12 protein-coding genes and 1 tRNA gene are annotated in these 16,541 nt (G+C 53.2%); 5 read left to right on the top strand and 8 right to left on the bottom strand.

Going from position 1 to position 16,541, the window contains the following annotated elements:
* Nucleotides 1–23 precede the first annotated feature (23 nt).
* Complete coding sequence (locus RHH53_RS07055) at nucleotides 24–1,460, bottom strand: circularly permuted type 2 ATP-grasp protein (RefSeq protein ID WP_399363684.1); 1,437 nt, start codon at nucleotides 1,458–1,460, stop codon at nucleotides 24–26.
* A gap of 25 nt (nucleotides 1,461–1,485) precedes the next feature.
* Nucleotides 1,486–1,713 (bottom strand): hypothetical protein, encoded by a 228-nt coding sequence (locus RHH53_RS07050; protein ID WP_206199549.1) that lies wholly within the window; start codon nucleotides 1,711–1,713, stop codon nucleotides 1,486–1,488.
* Between the two features lie 258 nt (nucleotides 1,714–1,971).
* Between RHH53_RS07050 and ffh the strand changes: the two genes are divergently transcribed.
* Complete coding sequence (ffh, locus tag RHH53_RS07045; RefSeq protein ID WP_302676361.1) at nucleotides 1,972–3,381, top strand: signal recognition particle protein; 1,410 nt, start codon at nucleotides 1,972–1,974, stop codon at nucleotides 3,379–3,381.
* A 12-nt stretch (nucleotides 3,382–3,393) separates the two neighbouring features.
* Here the strand turns inward: ffh and RHH53_RS07040 are convergent, their stop codons facing one another.
* The 3 genes from RHH53_RS07040 to RHH53_RS07030 form a co-directional block, all read right to left on the bottom strand.
* Nucleotides 3,394–4,983 carry a glycoside hydrolase family 57 protein gene (locus RHH53_RS07040; RefSeq protein WP_302677890.1) on the bottom strand — a complete coding sequence of 530 codons (1,590 nt, stop codon included), beginning with the start codon at nucleotides 4,981–4,983 and terminating at the stop codon, nucleotides 3,394–3,396.
* Nucleotides 4,984–5,202: 219 nt separating this feature from the next.
* Nucleotides 5,203–6,141, bottom strand: coding sequence for a cobalamin-binding protein (locus RHH53_RS07035; protein WP_310453559.1), 939 nt, complete (start codon nucleotides 6,139–6,141; stop codon nucleotides 5,203–5,205).
* A gap of 11 nt (nucleotides 6,142–6,152) precedes the next feature.
* Nucleotides 6,153–6,225: transfer RNA gene (locus tag RHH53_RS07030), tRNA-Phe, on the bottom strand.
* A 169-nt stretch (nucleotides 6,226–6,394) separates the two neighbouring features.
* Here RHH53_RS07030 and RHH53_RS07025 point away from each other — a divergent pair.
* From RHH53_RS07025 to RHH53_RS07015, 3 genes are all read left to right on the top strand, one after another.
* The gene (locus RHH53_RS07025) at nucleotides 6,395–8,029 is read left to right on the top strand and encodes an alpha-D-glucose phosphate-specific phosphoglucomutase (RefSeq protein ID WP_310453558.1); all 1,635 of its coding nucleotides are present in this window, start codon (nucleotides 6,395–6,397) and stop codon (nucleotides 8,027–8,029) included.
* Nucleotides 8,030–8,034: 5 nt separating this feature from the next.
* Complete coding sequence (sbcD, locus tag RHH53_RS07020; RefSeq protein ID WP_310743582.1) at nucleotides 8,035–9,348, top strand: exonuclease subunit SbcD; 1,314 nt, start codon at nucleotides 8,035–8,037, stop codon at nucleotides 9,346–9,348.
* An 85-nt stretch (nucleotides 9,349–9,433) separates the two neighbouring features.
* The gene (locus tag RHH53_RS07015) at nucleotides 9,434–9,979 is read left to right on the top strand and encodes a Uma2 family endonuclease (RefSeq protein ID WP_310743581.1); all 546 of its coding nucleotides are present in this window, start codon (nucleotides 9,434–9,436) and stop codon (nucleotides 9,977–9,979) included.
* A 334-nt stretch (nucleotides 9,980–10,313) separates the two neighbouring features.
* On the opposite strand, the gene RHH53_RS07010 is transcribed toward RHH53_RS07015, so the two are convergent.
* Genes RHH53_RS07010 through RHH53_RS07000 form a run of 3 tightly spaced genes read right to left on the bottom strand, consistent with a single transcriptional unit; the run spans nucleotide 10,314 to nucleotide 15,359 of the window.
* On the bottom strand, nucleotides 10,314–12,734 hold the full coding sequence (locus RHH53_RS07010) for a CHAT domain-containing protein (RefSeq protein WP_302677885.1): 2,421 nt from the start codon (nucleotides 12,732–12,734) through the stop codon (nucleotides 10,314–10,316).
* Between the two features lie 30 nt (nucleotides 12,735–12,764).
* Nucleotides 12,765–14,147 (bottom strand): DUF1822 family protein, encoded by a 1,383-nt coding sequence (locus RHH53_RS07005; RefSeq protein ID WP_302677884.1) that lies wholly within the window; start codon nucleotides 14,145–14,147, stop codon nucleotides 12,765–12,767.
* A 54-nt stretch (nucleotides 14,148–14,201) separates the two neighbouring features.
* Nucleotides 14,202–15,359 carry a sigma-70 family RNA polymerase sigma factor gene (locus tag RHH53_RS07000; protein ID WP_310743580.1) on the bottom strand — a complete coding sequence of 386 codons (1,158 nt, stop codon included), beginning with the start codon at nucleotides 15,357–15,359 and terminating at the stop codon, nucleotides 14,202–14,204.
* Between the two features lie 290 nt (nucleotides 15,360–15,649).
* Here RHH53_RS07000 and RHH53_RS06995 point away from each other — a divergent pair, with 290 nt between their 5' ends.
* Nucleotides 15,650–16,537, top strand: coding sequence for an MBL fold metallo-hydrolase (locus RHH53_RS06995; RefSeq protein WP_206199539.1), 888 nt, complete (start codon nucleotides 15,650–15,652; stop codon nucleotides 16,535–16,537).
* Nucleotides 16,538–16,541 lie beyond the last annotated feature (4 nt).

The raw sequence follows: 16,541 nt of genomic DNA, 5'->3' as shown, positions 1-16,541 counted from the left end.
TCCCCTGTCCCCAAAAGACGGCTCTAATCATTAAGCACCCAAGTATCCTTGCTCCCGCCCCCTTGGGAAGAATTCACCACCAATGAGCCACGCTTCATCGCCACCCGCGTCAGACCACCGGGATGGACATAAATTTCCTTGCCGTACAGGATATAGGGGCGTAAGTCCACATGGCAGCCGACAATTTCATCCCCCAGCAGGGTGGGCACGCGCGACAGCGAAAGGGTGGGCTGGGCAATGTAGTTGCGGGGATTGGCTTTGATGCGCTCCGCAAATTCTGCCCGCTGCTCAGTCGTGGCTTGGCAACCAATGAGCATGCCATAGCCGCCGGACTCGTTGGCAGATTTCACCACGAGGGAATCGAGGTTCTTGAGCACATGATCCAACTGTTGTGGCTCCCAACACAGGTAGGTGGGCACATTGGGTAGTAGGGGTTCCTCACCGAGATAATAGCGAATCATTTGCGGCACATAGGCATAAATCACCTTGTCATCGGCCACGCCAGTTCCGAGGGCATTGGCGATCGCCACCCGCCCTTGGCGATAAACCTCCATCAGACCCCTGACCCCCAGCATCGAATCAGGACGAAATACCGCTGGATCAATGAAGTCATCATCAATGCGGCGATAGACCACATCCACGCGCTTCAGACCCTTGGTTGTGCGCATTTGTAGGTAACCATCAGCCACCACCAGATCCCGCCCTTCCACGAGCGTTACCCCCATTTGCTGAGCAAGGAAGGAATGCTCAAAATAGGCGGAATTGTACATCCCCGGCGTCAGTACCACCACGGTCGCATCCGGTAGGCCGGGGGGCGCAAGGTTCAGCAGCGTTTCTAGGAGACGGCTGGGGTACTCGTCCACAGGTTGAATGTGCAGTTCTTTGAAGACAAGGGGAAACGTGCTTTTCATCACGCGGCGGTTTTCCAGCACATAGGAGACCCCCGAAGGGCAGCGCAGGTTATCTTCTAGAACATAGAAGGTGCCATCGCGATCGCGCACTAAGTCGGTACCCGTAATATGGCACCAAATGCCCCCCGGCGGCTTCAGGTCGTGGCAGGGACGCAGATAGCCCTTGGCCGACTCAATGATTTCCCGTGGGATGACACCATCCTTAATAATTTTTTGCTCACCATAGACATCAGCAATAAATGTATTGAGCGCCGCAATCCGTTGCTTGAGACCCCGTTCAAGGGCTTGCCACTCTTGGGCGGGAATGACCCGCGGCAGAATATCAAAGGGCATGATCCGCTCGGTGCCCTCGGCAGCACCATAGACCGTGAATGTGGCGCCAATGTTAAACATCACCTGTTGGGCGGTTTTTTGGCGCTGTTGCAGTTCTCCCGCTGGCAGCGATCGCACCCGTTGTAACAGCGGTTCAATAAAAGGTCGTGGTTGGCCTTTGGCTAGAAACCACTCGTCGTAAAAGTCTTCCGGATCGTAGTTCTCAAATTCCAGCATTGATATTCCTTGGTGGCGATTTCCCTCAATGGTCTTGCTCGAGAGGAGTCGGCAAATCTGACACCGCCACTAAATGAAACCCCATTTGACAGCGAAAGTGTTGACATCCCGCTTCAGCAGTACTCCCTAGAGGCGCCCCACAACGGAGCTGACCCTCCTGCCAGCGGGGTTTGCCTTGGCGATCAGCAAACAAGCAGGATTGACACACAGACTGTGACGGTAAAATCTGATTTTGGGTGAGGATCACAAGCATTGGACACCTCCCGCCGATCAGAGCCTTTAATAGGCCGTCTTTATAGAACCTGATAAAAATAAAGACTCTAACCCCAATGTTTTTATCTTACCGTGAAAGCCTAGCGGATACGGTTGACGACCACTGCTAACTTTGCTACAAATTGCAACTCGCAGCCCCTTGCTTAAATCGGCAGCCAAGACGGTATGGGGAAGACGGTTTGCTACGATAGATACTCTAAGATCAATGAAATTCTTGTTGCCCCTTGAGCTGTAATCCATGTTTGACGCCCTTGCTGAACGCCTTGAATCTGCTTGGAAAACCCTACGGGGTCAAGACAAAATTACCGAAAACAATATCCAAGAAGCTCTTAGGGAAGTGCGCCGTGCCCTGTTAGAGGCCGATGTCAACCTCCAGGTCGCTAAAGACTTTATTGAAAATGTGCGTCAGCGGGCGATCGGTGCTGAGGTCATTGCCGGGGTTCGTCCCGATCAGCAATTTATCAAAATTGTTTACGATGCCCTTGTTGAGGTCATGGGGGAATCCCACAGTCCCCTTGCTCACGTGGAGCCACCCCCCACGATTATTCTCATGGCCGGTTTACAGGGAACGGGGAAAACCACCGCCACAGCAAAGCTCGCCCTGCACCTGCGCAAAGAACGCCGCAGCACCCTCTTGGTGGCCACCGATGTCTATCGTCCCGCTGCGATTGATCAGTTGATTACCCTTGGCAAACAAATTGACGTGCCCGTGTTTGAGATGGGTACAGAAGTTAGCCCCGTGGAAATTGCTCGCCAAGGGGTGGCCAAAGCCAAGGAACTCGGTGTGGATACCGTGATTATTGACACAGCGGGGCGCCTACAAATTGATGCCGAGATGATGGCAGAACTGGCGGCCATTAAAGATGCGGTACAACCCCACGAAACCCTCTTAGTAGTAGATGCGATGACGGGGCAAGAGGCGGCCAACCTCACCCGTGCCTTCCATGAGCAGGTGGGGATTACGGGAGCCATTCTCACCAAACTGGATGGGGATACACGCGGCGGTGCAGCTCTCTCGGTGCGTCAAGTCTCCGGACAACCGATTAAGTTTATTGGTGTTGGTGAAAAAGTCGAGGCTCTCCAACCTTTCTATCCCGATCGCTTGGCCTCTCGCATCTTGGGGATGGGGGATGTCCTCACCCTTGTCGAAAAAGCCCAAGAGGAAGTGGACTTGGCCGATGCCGAAAAAATGTCCCGCAAAATCCTCGAAGCCCAGTTTGACTTTGATGACTTCCTCAAGCAACTGCGCCTACTAAAAAATATGGGTTCCCTTGCGGGAATTATGAAGCTCATCCCCGGCATGAATAAAATTTCAACGGAGCAACTCCAGCAGGGCGAAGTACAACTCAAACGGGCGGAAGCAATGATTAACTCCATGACCCGCGAAGAGCGTCGCAATCCTGAACTTCTCGCTAGCTCCCCCAGTCGCCGTGAACGGGTTGCCAAAGGTTCTGGTTATCAAGTAGCCGATGTAACAAAGTTGGTCAGCGATTTCCAGCGGATGCGATCCCTGATGCAGCAGATGGGTCAAGGGGGCTTTCCGGGAATGGGTATGCCGGGTATGAACCCAATGGGTCGAGGGGGTCGTGCTCAGGCTCCCAAAAAGCCCAAGAAGCAAAAGAAACGCAAAGGCTTTGGCGTTCTTTAACCACTGCCCCGACTACAAGGGGCGATAGACCCGATAGTTAATGTGGGGAAAGATATTGTCAATGGCTTCCACTTTTTCCAGCCAACCCGCATCAATTTTTTGTGCCTTGATGTCATCATAGAGCTTGTGGAAGCGCATCAAGTGGCTACGGGTGCGGCGAACCGCATAGGGTACCATCGTTCCCGTCCGCATAATAAAAGCCCAGTCTGAGGATTGGGCAAGGAGTAATTCCCGTGCCGCTTGGTTGAGGGCACGCCAACTCAGTTCATCCCACGGCTCCCCCTTGGCCAGTTCAATCATCCGTTCAGCGGCCTTATGGAGGTGGGGGTAAATCCAAGCATTGGTGTCATTCAGCCAGTATTCATGGAACCCCTTGTAGCCCCAACTGGACTGGGACGGACGGCACACCTGCTGGGTGGGATGGGCGCGCAGATAGTCTGCCAAGTGGGTCATGGCAAAGGTGTCTTGGTCAAACCAGACCTTGCGGAAGAGAAAGTCAAGGAACCAAGGCCCTTCATACCACCAGTGACCATAAAGTTCCGCATCGTAGGGAGAGACCACAATTGGCGGACGCTGCATTAGGTGGTATAGGTAGCGAATTTGGTTTTCGCGGTTAAACATGAAATTGGCGGCGTGCTCGGCTGCTTTTTCCCGAGCCCAGTAGGGGTCATAGAGTTGCTTGTCCCCTAAACCAAGACCGCGCCCGGTAATTTTGTGGTACTTAATCCCCGTATTTTTGCGTTGGCCATTGGGCATGATGTAGGGCTTGATGTATTCGTACTCTGCTTCCCACCCCAAGTCCTTGTAGAACTCACGGTATTCAGGCGCCCCCGGATAGCCCACCTCTGACGACCACACCTGCTGTGAGGATTCATGATCACGGCCAAAGGCAGCCACCCCAGTTTCGGTGAAAATAGGCGCATAGGTGCCAAAGCGAGGCCGCGGACGGGCATAGAGAATACCATGGCCATCAGTAATGAAATAGCGCAAACCCGCATCGGCCAGCATTCGCTCTAGGCCTTCGTAATAGGCGCATTCTGGCAGCCAAATGCCCTTGGGCGGGCGGCCAAAGGTTTGTTCATAGTGCTCACAGGCCACTTGCAGTTGTGCCCACACCGCTTGGGGATACATTTTCATGAGGGGTAGGTAGCCGTGGGTGGCACCACAGGTAATGATTTCAAGGTTATTGGTGTCTTGAAACTGCTTAAAGGCCTTGACGAGGTCGCGATCGTAGTTTTCCCATGTCTGCCGTACGCGGTTGAATTCTTGGGCATAGTGCTCGGCAAGGTAGCGGATGTGGCCATTGTAGGTATTGCGCTCTACCTCTAGTTCTGCCAGTTCCTCTAGTTTTGCCAAGTGCTGATCGTAGCGTTCCTGAAGTAGCGGATCCCGCAGCATTGAAATTAATGGCGGCGTCATACTCATTGTGATTTTGAAGTCCACGCCGTCACGCTTTAGCCCCTCAAACATCCAGATCAGGGGCACATAGGTTTCGGTAATTGCCTCAAAGAGCCACTCTTCTTCTAAAACGTAGTCACTCTCGGGGTGGCGGACAAAGGGGAGGTGAGCATGCAAAACCAGCGCTAAATAACCAATTGCCATAGGAAGCTTGCCTATTTATGTATTTGGGACAACGGCAGGGGATCAATGAGATCAGTTGAGTTTCCCTCATCTTAGGCGAAATAGCCAAATCTGCAACGGGTAATTTTTATCTTTTCTTCAGATTTATCGTTGGTGCCATCCTCCTGTGATTGATGGCGCGTACAGCCGCCCTTTGCTGAAATAGGGAATAGGAAATCAAATCCTTGCCGGCACTGGCTTTTACAGCTGTGAGCGTGTGCCATCCTTGGGAAAAGGGCTGTAGGGTTGCCAACCCATGCCTTGAAATTTTGGTTCTTGGGGTGGGTGGAGAATCTCGACAAGAATTTCAAGGGAATCCACTAAGCGGGGGCCGGGGCGGTTGAAATAGGCGTTGCCATCAACAATGTACAGTTGACCTGTTTGCAGGGCACGCAATTGCTGCCACTGGGGATAAGTGTGCAAGGCTTGGTCAAGTTCTTGACGGCTGCGTTCGAGGTCAAAGCCACAGGGCATGACAATGATCACCTCCGGGTCGATCGCCAGAAGTGTTGACCACTCAATGTAGGGGGAATGTTTTCCTGCTGTACCGAGGACATTTTCACCCCCCGCGAGGGCAATCAATTCCGGTACCCAATTGCCACTGGCCATGAGGGGGTCAATCCATTCAATGGTCGCGACTTGCCGCCGCGGGCGATCGCGCACCCCTGCTTGACAGGCATGAATTCTGGTGTGTAGCGAATTCAGTAGGGGGTCGGGAGAGACACCGAGGGCAAGACCCACCCGCCGAATATCCTGCCAGACATCCTCAAGGCAATGGGGTTGGAGGGAAATTAACTGCGGTGGTGGCTCAAAGAGTCTGGCGATCGCCCCTTGCACCTCTGCCAAGGTTACAGCACAAACATCGCATTGATCTTGGGTAATGATGTGGGTCGGTTTTAGCGCTTGCAGGGTCGCCAGTTCCAAGTCATAAATGCCCAGAGCCGATCGCAGGAGGTCTTGAACCGCCCGATCAATTGCTAAACTTGACTGCTGTGCATCTAGCCTTGCCCGTGTACAAACAGGCAATGTCTTCACCTCTGGCGGATAGTCACATTCATGGCTACGCCCCACAAGAAACGGTGTCAATCCTAGGGCAGCAACAATTTCTGTGGCACTCGGTAGGAGCGAAACGAGGCGCATCTTGTCGGCGATGCCAGGAGCCAGAATTGAACTGGCGACACGAGGATTTTCAGTCCTCTGCTCTACCAACTGAGCTATCCCGGCTGAAGAGTGCTTTATGATTGTAGCAAGCGTCTAGGTGCGATGACAAGTCTCTCAGAAAATCAATTAGGGCAAAGGCATACTCTCGCATACTATATGGAAAGGTCTTGACCACGATTCTGGAGCCGACTAAGCTGCCCTTATAGTGACAGTCCCCTTGTGGAGCCTCCTAATGGGTATTCAAGTTGTTGCCACCACTCCCTTCAAGGATCAAAAACCCGGCACCTCTGGGTTGCGTAAGGCGGTACCTGTTTTCCAGCAGCCCCACTATCTAGAAAACTTTATTCAAGCGATTTTTGACACCATTGAGGCACCGCAGGGGCAAACGCTTGTTTTAGGGGGTGATGGCCGTTACTTCAATGCTGAGGCGATCCAAGTCATCCTCAAAATGGCTGCAGCCAATGGCTTTGCACGGGTCAAGGTGGGGCAAAATGGCATTCTCTCAACGCCAGCCGCCTCCTGTGTGATTCGCAAGTATGGGGCGATCGGTGGCATTATTCTCTCAGCCAGTCACAACCCCGCCGGTCCACAGGGAGATTTTGGCGTTAAGTTCAATATTGCCAATGGCGGCCCTGCGCCAGAGAAAGTTACCAACGCGATCTATGAGCGGAGCCTTGCCCTCACCAGCTACAAAATCTACACAGCCCCCGATGTCAATCTGCACACCCTTGGGGAGTTTCCCTTGGGTGAAATGATTGTTGAAGTCATTGACCCGGTCGCCGATTATCAAACATTGCTGGAGACTCTTTTTGACTTTGATCGTATTGCTGAGGTCATTCGCACCGGGAAGCTGCGCCTTGTCTTTGATGCCATGCACGCGGTTACGGGACCTTATGCCCATCGGATCATTGAAAAACGCCTAGGGGCACCCCAAGGCACGGTGCAAAATGGTGTGCCGCTACCGGACTTTGGTGGTGGTCATCCCGACCCCAATTTGGTCTATGCCCATGACTTGGTGCAGCAACTCTTTGGCGAGCAGGCTCCTGATTTTGGTGCGGCCTCCGATGGCGATGGCGATCGCAACATGATTTTAGGGGCTAATTGTTTTGTTACCCCTAGCGACAGCCTTGCGATTTTGGCCGCCAATGCCACCCTGGTGCCCGGCTATAAAGACGGCTTAGCGGGGATTGCCCGTTCCATGCCCACGAGTCAGGCGGCCGATCGCGTGGCAGCCAAGCTGGGGATTGACTGTTATGAAACCCCCACGGGCTGGAAGTTCTTTGGCAACCTCCTCGATGCCGGTAAAGCCACTCTCTGCGGTGAGGAAAGTTTTGGTACTGGCTCCAACCACGTGCGCGAGAAAGATGGCCTCTGGGCTGTGCTCTTTTGGTTGAATATCTTGGCCGTCCGCCAAACCTCCGTGGCCGAGATTGTCAAAGCCCATTGGCAAACCTATGGCCGCAACTACTACTCCCGCCATGACTACGAAGGCATTGAGAGCGATCGCGCCCACACCCTGATGAGCCAACTGGAGCAAAAACTGCCCAGCTTCGTGGGTCAGACCTTGGGTGCCTACACCGTGGCCACTGCCGATAACTTTAGCTACACCGATCCAGTGGATCACAGCGTCAGCCAAAATCAAGGGATTCGGCTGATTTTTGAGGATGGCAGTCGCATTGTCTATCGCCTATCGGGAACGGGAACCCAAGGGGCAACACTACGGGTCTATTTGGAGCGCTTTGAACCCAATCCTGCCCAGCAGCACCTCGATGCCCAAGTAGCACTCGCCGATTTAATTCAACTGGCCAATGAAGTGGCGAATATCCAAGGCTTAACGGGGCGCGATCGCCCCACGGTCATCACCTGATCGCTATGAAAATTCTCCATGTGTCCGATATTCACCTGGGCAGTGGCCTCAGTCATGGCCACATTAACCCGGCCACCGGCTTGAATACGCGCCTTGAGGATTTTATTGCTGCTCTGGCCACCTGTATTGACCGTGCCCTCAGTGAACCCGTTGATCTGGTGCTCTTTGGCGGTGATGCCTTTCCCGATGCCACGCCACCCCCTCTCGTCCATGAAGCCTTTGCCAGCCAATTTCGCCGCTTGGCGGATGCCCGCATTCCCACGGTTTTGCTGGTGGGTAACCACGATCAGCACGCCCAAGGACAGGGGGGCGCGAGCCTCAGTCTTTATCGCACCCTTGGGGTGCCCGGTTTTATCGTGGGCGATCGCTTGGCTACCCATCGCATTGAAACTCGCCGGGGTAGTGTTCAAGTCATTACCCTCCCTTGGTTAACGCGATCTACGCTCCTCACTCGGCCAGAAACCAGTGGCCTTTCCCTTGCCCAGGTGCATCAACTGCTCCTAGAGCGGCTGCGCCTTGCCCTTGAGGGGGAAATTCGCCAACTTGATCCGGCCTTGCCCACTGTCTTACTGGCTCATGCCATGGTGGACACCGCCCAGTACGGCTCTGAACGCTATTTGAGTGCCGGCAAAGGTTTTACGATTCCCCTGAGTTTTTTGGCGCGCCCCTGTTTTGACTATGTTGCCCTTGGCCATGTGCATCGCCATCAAGTCCTGTGTCACGATCCACCCGTGGTCTATCCCGGCAGCATTGAGCGGGTGGATTTTGGTGAAGAGGGGGAAGAAAAGGGCTATGTCTTAGTGAACCTTGCTAAGGGCAAAACAGAATTTCAGTTTTGTCCCCTACCCACCCGCCCCTTCCGCACCATTCGTGTGGACTTAACCGAGCTGGAACTGGATCCCCAAGCCGCCCTCTTGGGGGCGATCGCCAGCGGGGAGATCAGCGGGGCTGTGGTGCGGGTCATGTATCAACTGCGCCCCGATCAAATTCCCCTGATCAACCTCCATGAGCTGCAAAAAGCACTAGAGAGTGCCCACAGCGTCAGCCTTCTGCCCCAACTAGTGAATAGCCAGCCCATTGCCCGCCTGCCAGAAGTTGCCCTCGAACAGTGCCTTGACCCCAGCCATGCCCTGCAACTCTATCTGGATCATCACCCTGACCTTGAACCGCTGCACCAAGATCTGCTAGCGGCACTCCAAACCCTTAATGGCCACTCTGAAGAAGAGAGTCAAGACACTCCAGAGATGCCGCGATCGCCTGAAGGGCGCGCTGCGCGAACGCCCGAACCTGTGATTCAGCAACTGAAATTGCTCTCCTAGCCTGAAGTTAAGCTTTGACTCAAGTCCGGTAGGCTAGGCTGGAGTTAGGCATTAAAAATTGTGTTTGAATTTGCGAGATTCAGCCATGACTCAGACTCCCGTTAGAAAGGTTACCTTTGCGGAGTTCCTTGATTATGATGCGGCAGATCATCGCATTGAATTAGAAAATGGCGAAATTATTACCATGCCAACCGGTAGCCCCCTACATATCGCAATTATCCGATTTTTATTCACCACGCTTGAAAACGAAATTAAGGGGAATCATTTACCCTTCGAAATTTTCCCCGGTGGCATTGGCGTGCGCACTGGCTTGCGAACATCACGGGAACCAGACTTATGCATTTTGCACCGCGAAGAATGGGACGCTCTGCGCAAACAAAATCCGCTTTCGGCGATCGTCGAACGCCCACCGCTTTTAGTGGTAGAAGTGGTTAGTCCGGGCAATGGGAATCGCGATCGCCCAAAGGGCGCGCTTCGCGATCGCGACTATCACACAAAACGTCGAGAGTATGCCGAAATGGGCATTCCTGAATATTGGATCGTTGACCCTGAAGAACAAAAGATGGTGCTTTGCGTTGTAGTCGGTCAATCTTATCAGCTCACCGAATTGCAAGGACAATCCCTAATTTGATCAACGCTACTCCCGCAATTGGTGTTGAGGGCTGAGCAACTCTTCAACCTTGAGCACCCCCCAAAGCAGTGGTCACTTTTCTCAGAGGTTAGGGCGAAAGCCCATGGCTTGGAATCTGAGGGAGACAGGGCAAGAGGGTGCTCGGCATCTTGGGCAAACTTTTTCTTCTAGCTTGTTGACATTTTTTCTCATCTGCCTTAGGCTAAGTTTTAGTGTTCTCCTCTCTGAGGAATCGGCAGGCGGGGTCAGTCATTGCGACGACCCCATTTTTTCTTTAGTCGCTACGGTTGATCCTCAGAAAGCGCTCGATCTCCCGCCCCTTCGGGGAAGTTAACTATTGCCAAAGATTTGCAAATTCTTGGTAGGGAATATGGCGGCTACAGTACCACAGCACGGTATAGGGAGCCATCAGGTAGGGTTCTTCTTGCGCCTTAAAAACCGCAATTTTCTGGCAAACCCACGGGATGACTGTAGTTGAGATGTAGGGAGTTAGGGGCTGCTGCAATTCATCGAGAGCCGCTAGGCCATAGTAAAAGCCGAGAATATCTTGGGTTTCCTGCGCCTTGACCAAGAGCGATCGCAGGGTCGCCAACACAAGGGGATGCTCAGGGGAAATGCGGTGAAGGGCCCGCACCGCCGCCATCAATGTTTCCAGATCGTAGGCCTGCTGCTCAATGATTAACTCAAGGGTGTCAATGGCTTGGGGATGATTCGGACTAACAATGCCAAGGGCGCCGGCAAGGGCAATCTGGTGGGACTGCACCGTGGCTAAGCCCAAATAGCGCTCTAGTCGGCCAACAACCTCCCACTGCCGCACCCCCGCTTGGTGTAAACAGCAACTGGCAAGGATCACATCCTCTAGGTATGAGGAGTTACGAAAAATTTCTAGGGCAACATTGCTAGCTTCAACCGCCCAACGGCCTTTTGCCGTAATCAGAACAGAGGCGATCGCCAGTTTCAGGCGGTTAGACTGTTGGGGATAATGGAGCAGCCGCTGTAAAAACTGCTGTAGGCGCTCTCCCGTGGTGCTGTCCCAAACGCTCCTGACCAGCTTGGCATCTAGCTCCTTGAGAAATTGCTGACACTCCGCTAATAGCTCTTCGCGCACTTGGGGCTTGGTGTCTTGGCGTAAGGTATCCTCTAAAACTTGAAACGCTGTACTGAGGTGGCTGACATTGGGATATTGCTGCGCAATTAAAAAAGCGGCACGGACACGGGGGAGACCCCGCTGCTCCACCACCAAGGATTCCAAGTAAGGCAGCAGCTGTTGGCTAGAGATCCGCGGTAGAAGTTGCCGAGCCTCAGCCTCTAGGGCAGGAAAGAAAAAGGCCAACTCCGCTTGAGGGGAAAAGCCACCGATAGTGCGTTCGAGGCCGCAGACCCAGTGGGCAACATTCGCAAAGGCATCTTGGTAGTTTTGCTGTGGCCTTTGGGGACTGCAACCCCCAGGAATTGCTGTCACCCAGCGACTAGGATCCTGGGCGTGGGGCAGGAGTTGCGCCAGTTCCAGTTGCCAGCGACACCAGTAGAGGAATGCGGGAAATTTAGAAACCCTTGGGGAGGAGCGATCGCCCCCAGACACACCAACTGTAACAGCAGGGGCTTCTGATCGGCGTAAATGGTGCCAGTGGGGGCAGCGCGCTTGGGGATGGCGGCAAATTAAGGGCAGCGCTGATGTGCCCGGCAGATGATCATCGCAGCAACTCAGTTCGCGTAATTGCGATCGCGCTTGAGCTACAGCGGCATAGAGATCTGCACCGCCGTGAAAGTTCTGTAAAAAGTACTTCAAAAACAACTCAGCGGCAATATTCGGAACTGCTTCGCGCATCACGATCGCGTGGGGCAAGCCCAACTGAATCAAAAACTGTCCTAGGGGAATACTGTCGCAGGAATTAAAGATTGCCAGTTTTAGCCCCTGCGCCACTGCGGTTTTAAGCGTCTCATAAAGCCTGTAAATCTGTAATGGTTCCTCTTCATTGTTGATAATAATGCCATTACCCTGACTATGCCCAGCAAAAAAGAGAATGTCCCAGGGCTGACACCACAGGGAATAGAGTTCACTTAATTGGGGCGATCGCAGGCAGTGGAGTTCGACATTGGGTAACGCCCTGAGAGCCTCAAGATCCCCCTTGAGATCAAGGTCGCCACTCGCGCCAAAAATTGCCAGAATCCGTACTCCCTCATGGTGCGCTGTCGAAGACTTCAGGGACTGATACACCATTGGTGAAAACACCACATCCAGATTGCTGTGTTGGCGAATCGGTGTCCAGTCGTGCCATGGATAGTGCCACAGTTCAACAAAATCTGTCTGCACAGAAATGCGGTGAATCTCGTTCATCGGCGGCGGCAAGATAAAGTTGCCTAGGCCAAAAAATGAAGTCTGCTCCTTAGAAAGTGAAGTTTGCTCATTGATCTGTTCCTCGCAGAGATAACTGATGCGCGTATTGTGCAACCACGTGCCAAGGGTAGTCACAAGGTCAGTGTAGTTTTGCCGTACCTCTTTAAGGAGGGTGGGTTGCTGAGTACCAATGTTCGTAATCTGGTTACCGCTAGCCCCCAGACGAGTATTCTTCGCATAGCCGTGATAGGCGTCGCGCCACTGCCGATACCGGTGCGGAAGGTGAGGCATTGCTGGAAACTCTACAGGATACACCCCATAGGCATCCACTTGGCTTTCTGTCCCCAATAATAGGCGACCCTTGAAGGAATGCTGCTCAAGGCAACCCCCGTAGATTTCAAGACAGACGTGTTTCATCGCAGCGGCAATCAAAAAGAGCCAATGCAGCTAGACAACAAAAGTTTCCGTGATCTTAGCATCTCCATAGGCCAATGTGATGCCAAAAGTTTCGCCAATTTGTCCCCAAAACTTGTACTGCACCGCTTGATCCTGCTGCCGACTAGTGACTTGGGCAAAGGTATTGCCATTGGCCTCAGTAATCATCAAAACCAAGTCTGGGGGCAACGTTTCACCTACCTTGAGGGCAGTGACGCGCACAAGAATATTGGCAGACATCGTATCTCGCGGCAGTACGGCCATGACCAAGCCGAAGGACTGTCCGCCGAGGGCAAGACCCAAGTCCACGGTACGAGTTTTCCACACCCCTGCTTCTGGGGCAGTGGCATCTTTAGCGTGGAGATATTCTGCCGCCATCCAGCGCAATCCTTCATCGGCAGTGGTGGCAATCAGGTCTTTGAGGAGGGCAACCGCTTGGCGACAATCCTCCGTTTCCAAGGCTTGGCGTAATTGAGCTTGAGCTTGCATGGCTTCTAAGGTGTCATTGGAGCGCAATGCCCACTCTGGCGATGTCCAGCCCAGCTTCCAACTGATGTAGGGATTGAGCATCGCGCCCTCCGCCAGCAACTCCTGCGCCTCTTGCCACACTTGACCCAACAGGTTACTCACGCCCTTGGTCTTGGCATAAAGCCAGAGACTCAGCCGCTGCGGATGACAGGCCAAAAAGAGATCAAGGCGATGGCGAGGTTGCCCAATGATGTGCAGCCATTCCTCTAGGGGCAACACCAAGCGGGGCAAGAGCATCTCACCACTGGCAATTTGCTGAAGCGTGGCTGTGGGAATCGCAGTTGCGGCAGGTGATGGAACAGGGATGTGATGGCAGGCCGGCAAGGCAGCGAGGAGGGGCACATCTTCGATCATGTCCTCGCGATCGAGGGTGTAGGTACGGCTCAAGGCATCAATGGCAGAAGGATTCACACTGCTGCTTGGTGCATAGCCCCAGAGTCTGACCTGCGCTTCTTCGGCAAAGACTTGGACGCCTAGGATGTAATCGGGTTTCCAAGCAGCAATGTGCAACCATTCCTGAGGAATGCGGCACTCGTCAAGCTCTATAGAAGTATCAGGCACAATCAACACTTGACCAATGGCGGTCGTCAAGAGGGTGCCGTTGACAAACTCCCAGAAGATGGGCAGTTCGACGGTGGAGAGGAAGGGGTCGGCACTAATGCCCATTGCTGCGAACCAGTTACGTACGGCTACATAGGCCATCGCATTTATTCGCACACTGCCACGACGGTAAGCGCGGGCAGCCGCTGTGATCTGCTCAATCCACTGGCGATCGCCAGCATCTGCTAAATCAATGTGAACGTGTTCCGTGTGCGCCATCGGTGGCGCATCTATAGCAGTGAGAAACGAAAGTGATAGCGATGTCATGGTTCCTTACCTAAGTACAACAACTCCCAAAAGTTCATACCGTTTACAAAACAGTCAAAATGCACCCTCATAACGACAGTGTTCTGCCATACCTACCTGATCACACCGCTGACAAGACCCTGCTAACACTTTATAACCCTCCTTCAACCACAGGTTGACAGCCACTGTTGCCTCCTTAAGGCGTTCAGGATGCGTGGGTTGGTTAAGGCCGGCGAGTACCGCTTTCGCCAAATGACCACGAATCCGCTCTAGGGCACGAGACACTTGATATTGTTTTGCAAAGCCTAAGTGCTGGGCAATTGCTTGTTGGCTGACCTGCTCGCAATAGTACAGACAAAACACCTGACGACTAGTGTCATCCAGTGCTGCAATCGCATTTTTCATCATTTCAAAGACCCGTTTAAGGGTTTCCTGTTCTTCCTGTTTCAGGGTTGCTTCCCAAGGCGTATTTCTTCCTTCTAGGGTGTCCCAAAACCTTTGCTCAGCAGGATTCACCACCTGTGGTTGGCGATAAGCTCGCAAGGCAGCGATCGCTGTGCGGAGCAGGGTTTCAACTTCGCTAGGGGTTACAGCGGGGAGATCAGGACAACATTGACGATAGGTTTTAGCCACCTGAGCCAGCAGTGCCTGATCGGGAGCAGTGGTCTGATCCGCCAACTCCTGCCACAATTCGACAAGGGCACAAACTTGACGAACTCGATCTTCTGTGTATCCTTGGTTCCCCAAGGCTGAGGAGAGAGAACGCAGACCACTGTGTTTGAGTAGGCCCCAATCTGATTTCCGAACCCCCACCAGCGCAGCATACACACCGTCATAGATACGGAGATAGGCATAGGTGGATAGCCGCGTACCCCGCCCGGGCTTAAATTTGCTCAATAACTTGAGGGGATCATTAGTGAGACAGCAAGCCTGCTGAAAACAGTCACTGACCTGATGCATCCCGCCCAGTTTCTCCCGCAGGGTCATGGCTACAGACCAACTAGTTTCTTGGAGATAGCAAAATAGACCCCGCTGCCAGTACTGGGCATCATCATGGTTCGGCTGACTCTGTAATTTTTGGAGGAGGAAGACAGCCGTCGACTCTGGCTCCTCGAGGTTGTACCCCGCTGCTGTGAAGTAGGCCTGTAGTTGGCGATCTCGATACCAGCGCGGGCGATCGGAACCGTCAAATCGGAGCAAAGCAATGAGTTTATCGCAGGGTTGGCGTGTCATCAATCGCTCTCACTAGATATCAATCAAAGGACAACCGTACGAAGAAACGTGACTGCCTGTTTTATTCACTCCTCATTATTCATCCATCCTCCTGTTACAACCCTCTATTCATTTATCCAATGGCGTTTTTACAAATATGCACTCGCCTTGCAGATTTTAGAAAAAATTTTTCACCAACCTTCGTGGCGGCTAGCCCCCACTCTATCAACTCCTAGCGTCACAGGGGGAGGATGATCCATATCACAAGTCAAGCGTGTTTTCTGTGGCACACTACGATCAAGATTTGCGATATGCCCATGTTTAACCCACTCACCATTCGGTTTTGGGGCGTGCGCGGCAGTATTCCCTGTCCCGGTTCCCACACTGTCCGCTATGGCGGTAACACTCCCTGCGTGGAAATTCAAGCTAATGGTCAACGCATCATTTTTGACGGCGGTACGGGTTTACGGGTTCTGGGGGAGCACTTAATGAGTCAACATCCGGTGGCGGCACATTTATTCTTTACCCATACCCACTGGGATCATATTCAGGGTTTTCCCTTCTTTCAGCCCGCCTTTGTACCGGGGAATCAGTTCCATATCTACGCAGTGCCGGGGAAAAATGGTCAGGGCATTGAACGACGACTGAATGATCAAATGCTGCACCCCAACTTTCCTGTCCCGTTGCAGATTATGGGGGGAGATTTGCGTTTTTATGACTTGGAGGCGGGCGAACAGGTACACCTAGGCGGCGGTGTGGTGGTGAGTAATGAAGCCCTGAATCATCCGGGTGGGGGGGTGGGCTACCGTGTGAGTTGGCAGGGTATCCATGTGGCCTATATCACAGACACGGAGCATTTGCCTGATCAGCTGCATCCGGGGGCGTTTGCCTTGGCCGATCGCGCCGATGTGATGATCTACGATGCCACCTATACCGATGAAGAATACTATCACCCGCAGCAGAGCAAGGTGGGGTGGGGGCATTCCACATGGCAGGAGGCGGTTAAGCTTGCCCAAGCCGCCCAGGTCAAGCAACTGATTTTGTTTCACCATGACCCTAGCCATGATGATGACTGTCTAGATCGCATTGGTGAGTTGGCACGGGCACGATTTCCGCAGACGCTGTTGGCTCGCGAGGGGCTAATGATTTCCGTCTATCCAAATGTGATACACTTCCCGGCGACGCCTCAAGCAAGTTAGTCCT

Origin of the sequence: Thermosynechococcus sp. PKX82, assembly GCF_031583255.1 — a bacterium.
In the GTDB taxonomy this organism is placed as follows: Bacteria; Cyanobacteriota; Cyanobacteriia; order Thermosynechococcales; family Thermosynechococcaceae; genus Thermosynechococcus.
Note: the sequence above shows the minus strand (reverse complement) of the source record. Positions and strands in the feature narration are given on the sequence as shown.

Excerpts from the sequence above, each read along its gene's own strand:
- RHH53_RS07025 (WP_310453558.1), top strand. The coding sequence starts at position 6,395 with ATGGGTATTCAAGTTGTTGCCACCACTCCCTTCAAGGATCAAAAACCC.
- RHH53_RS06995 (WP_206199539.1), top strand. The coding sequence starts at position 15,650 with ATGCCCATGTTTAACCCACTCACCATTCGGTTTTGGGGCGTGCGCGGC.
- RHH53_RS07015 (WP_310743581.1), top strand. The coding sequence starts at position 9,434 with ATGACTCAGACTCCCGTTAGAAAGGTTACCTTTGCGGAGTTCCTTGAT.
- sbcD (WP_310743582.1), top strand. The coding sequence starts at position 8,035 with ATGAAAATTCTCCATGTGTCCGATATTCACCTGGGCAGTGGCCTCAGT.
- RHH53_RS07000 (WP_310743580.1), bottom strand. The coding sequence starts at position 15,359 with ATGACACGCCAACCCTGCGATAAACTCATTGCTTTGCTCCGATTTGAC.
- RHH53_RS07040 (WP_302677890.1), bottom strand. The coding sequence starts at position 4,983 with ATGGCAATTGGTTATTTAGCGCTGGTTTTGCATGCTCACCTCCCCTTT.
- RHH53_RS07010 (WP_302677885.1), bottom strand. The coding sequence starts at position 12,734 with ATGAAACACGTCTGTCTTGAAATCTACGGGGGTTGCCTTGAGCAGCAT.
- RHH53_RS07055 (WP_399363684.1), bottom strand. The coding sequence starts at position 1,460 with ATGCTGGAATTTGAGAACTACGATCCGGAAGACTTTTACGACGAGTGG.
- RHH53_RS07005 (WP_302677884.1), bottom strand. The coding sequence starts at position 14,147 with ATGACATCGCTATCACTTTCGTTTCTCACTGCTATAGATGCGCCACCG.
- ffh (WP_302676361.1), top strand. The coding sequence starts at position 1,972 with ATGTTTGACGCCCTTGCTGAACGCCTTGAATCTGCTTGGAAAACCCTA.
- RHH53_RS07050 (WP_206199549.1), bottom strand. The coding sequence starts at position 1,713 with ATGCTTGTGATCCTCACCCAAAATCAGATTTTACCGTCACAGTCTGTG.
- RHH53_RS07035 (WP_310453559.1), bottom strand. The coding sequence starts at position 6,141 with ATGCGCCTCGTTTCGCTCCTACCGAGTGCCACAGAAATTGTTGCTGCC.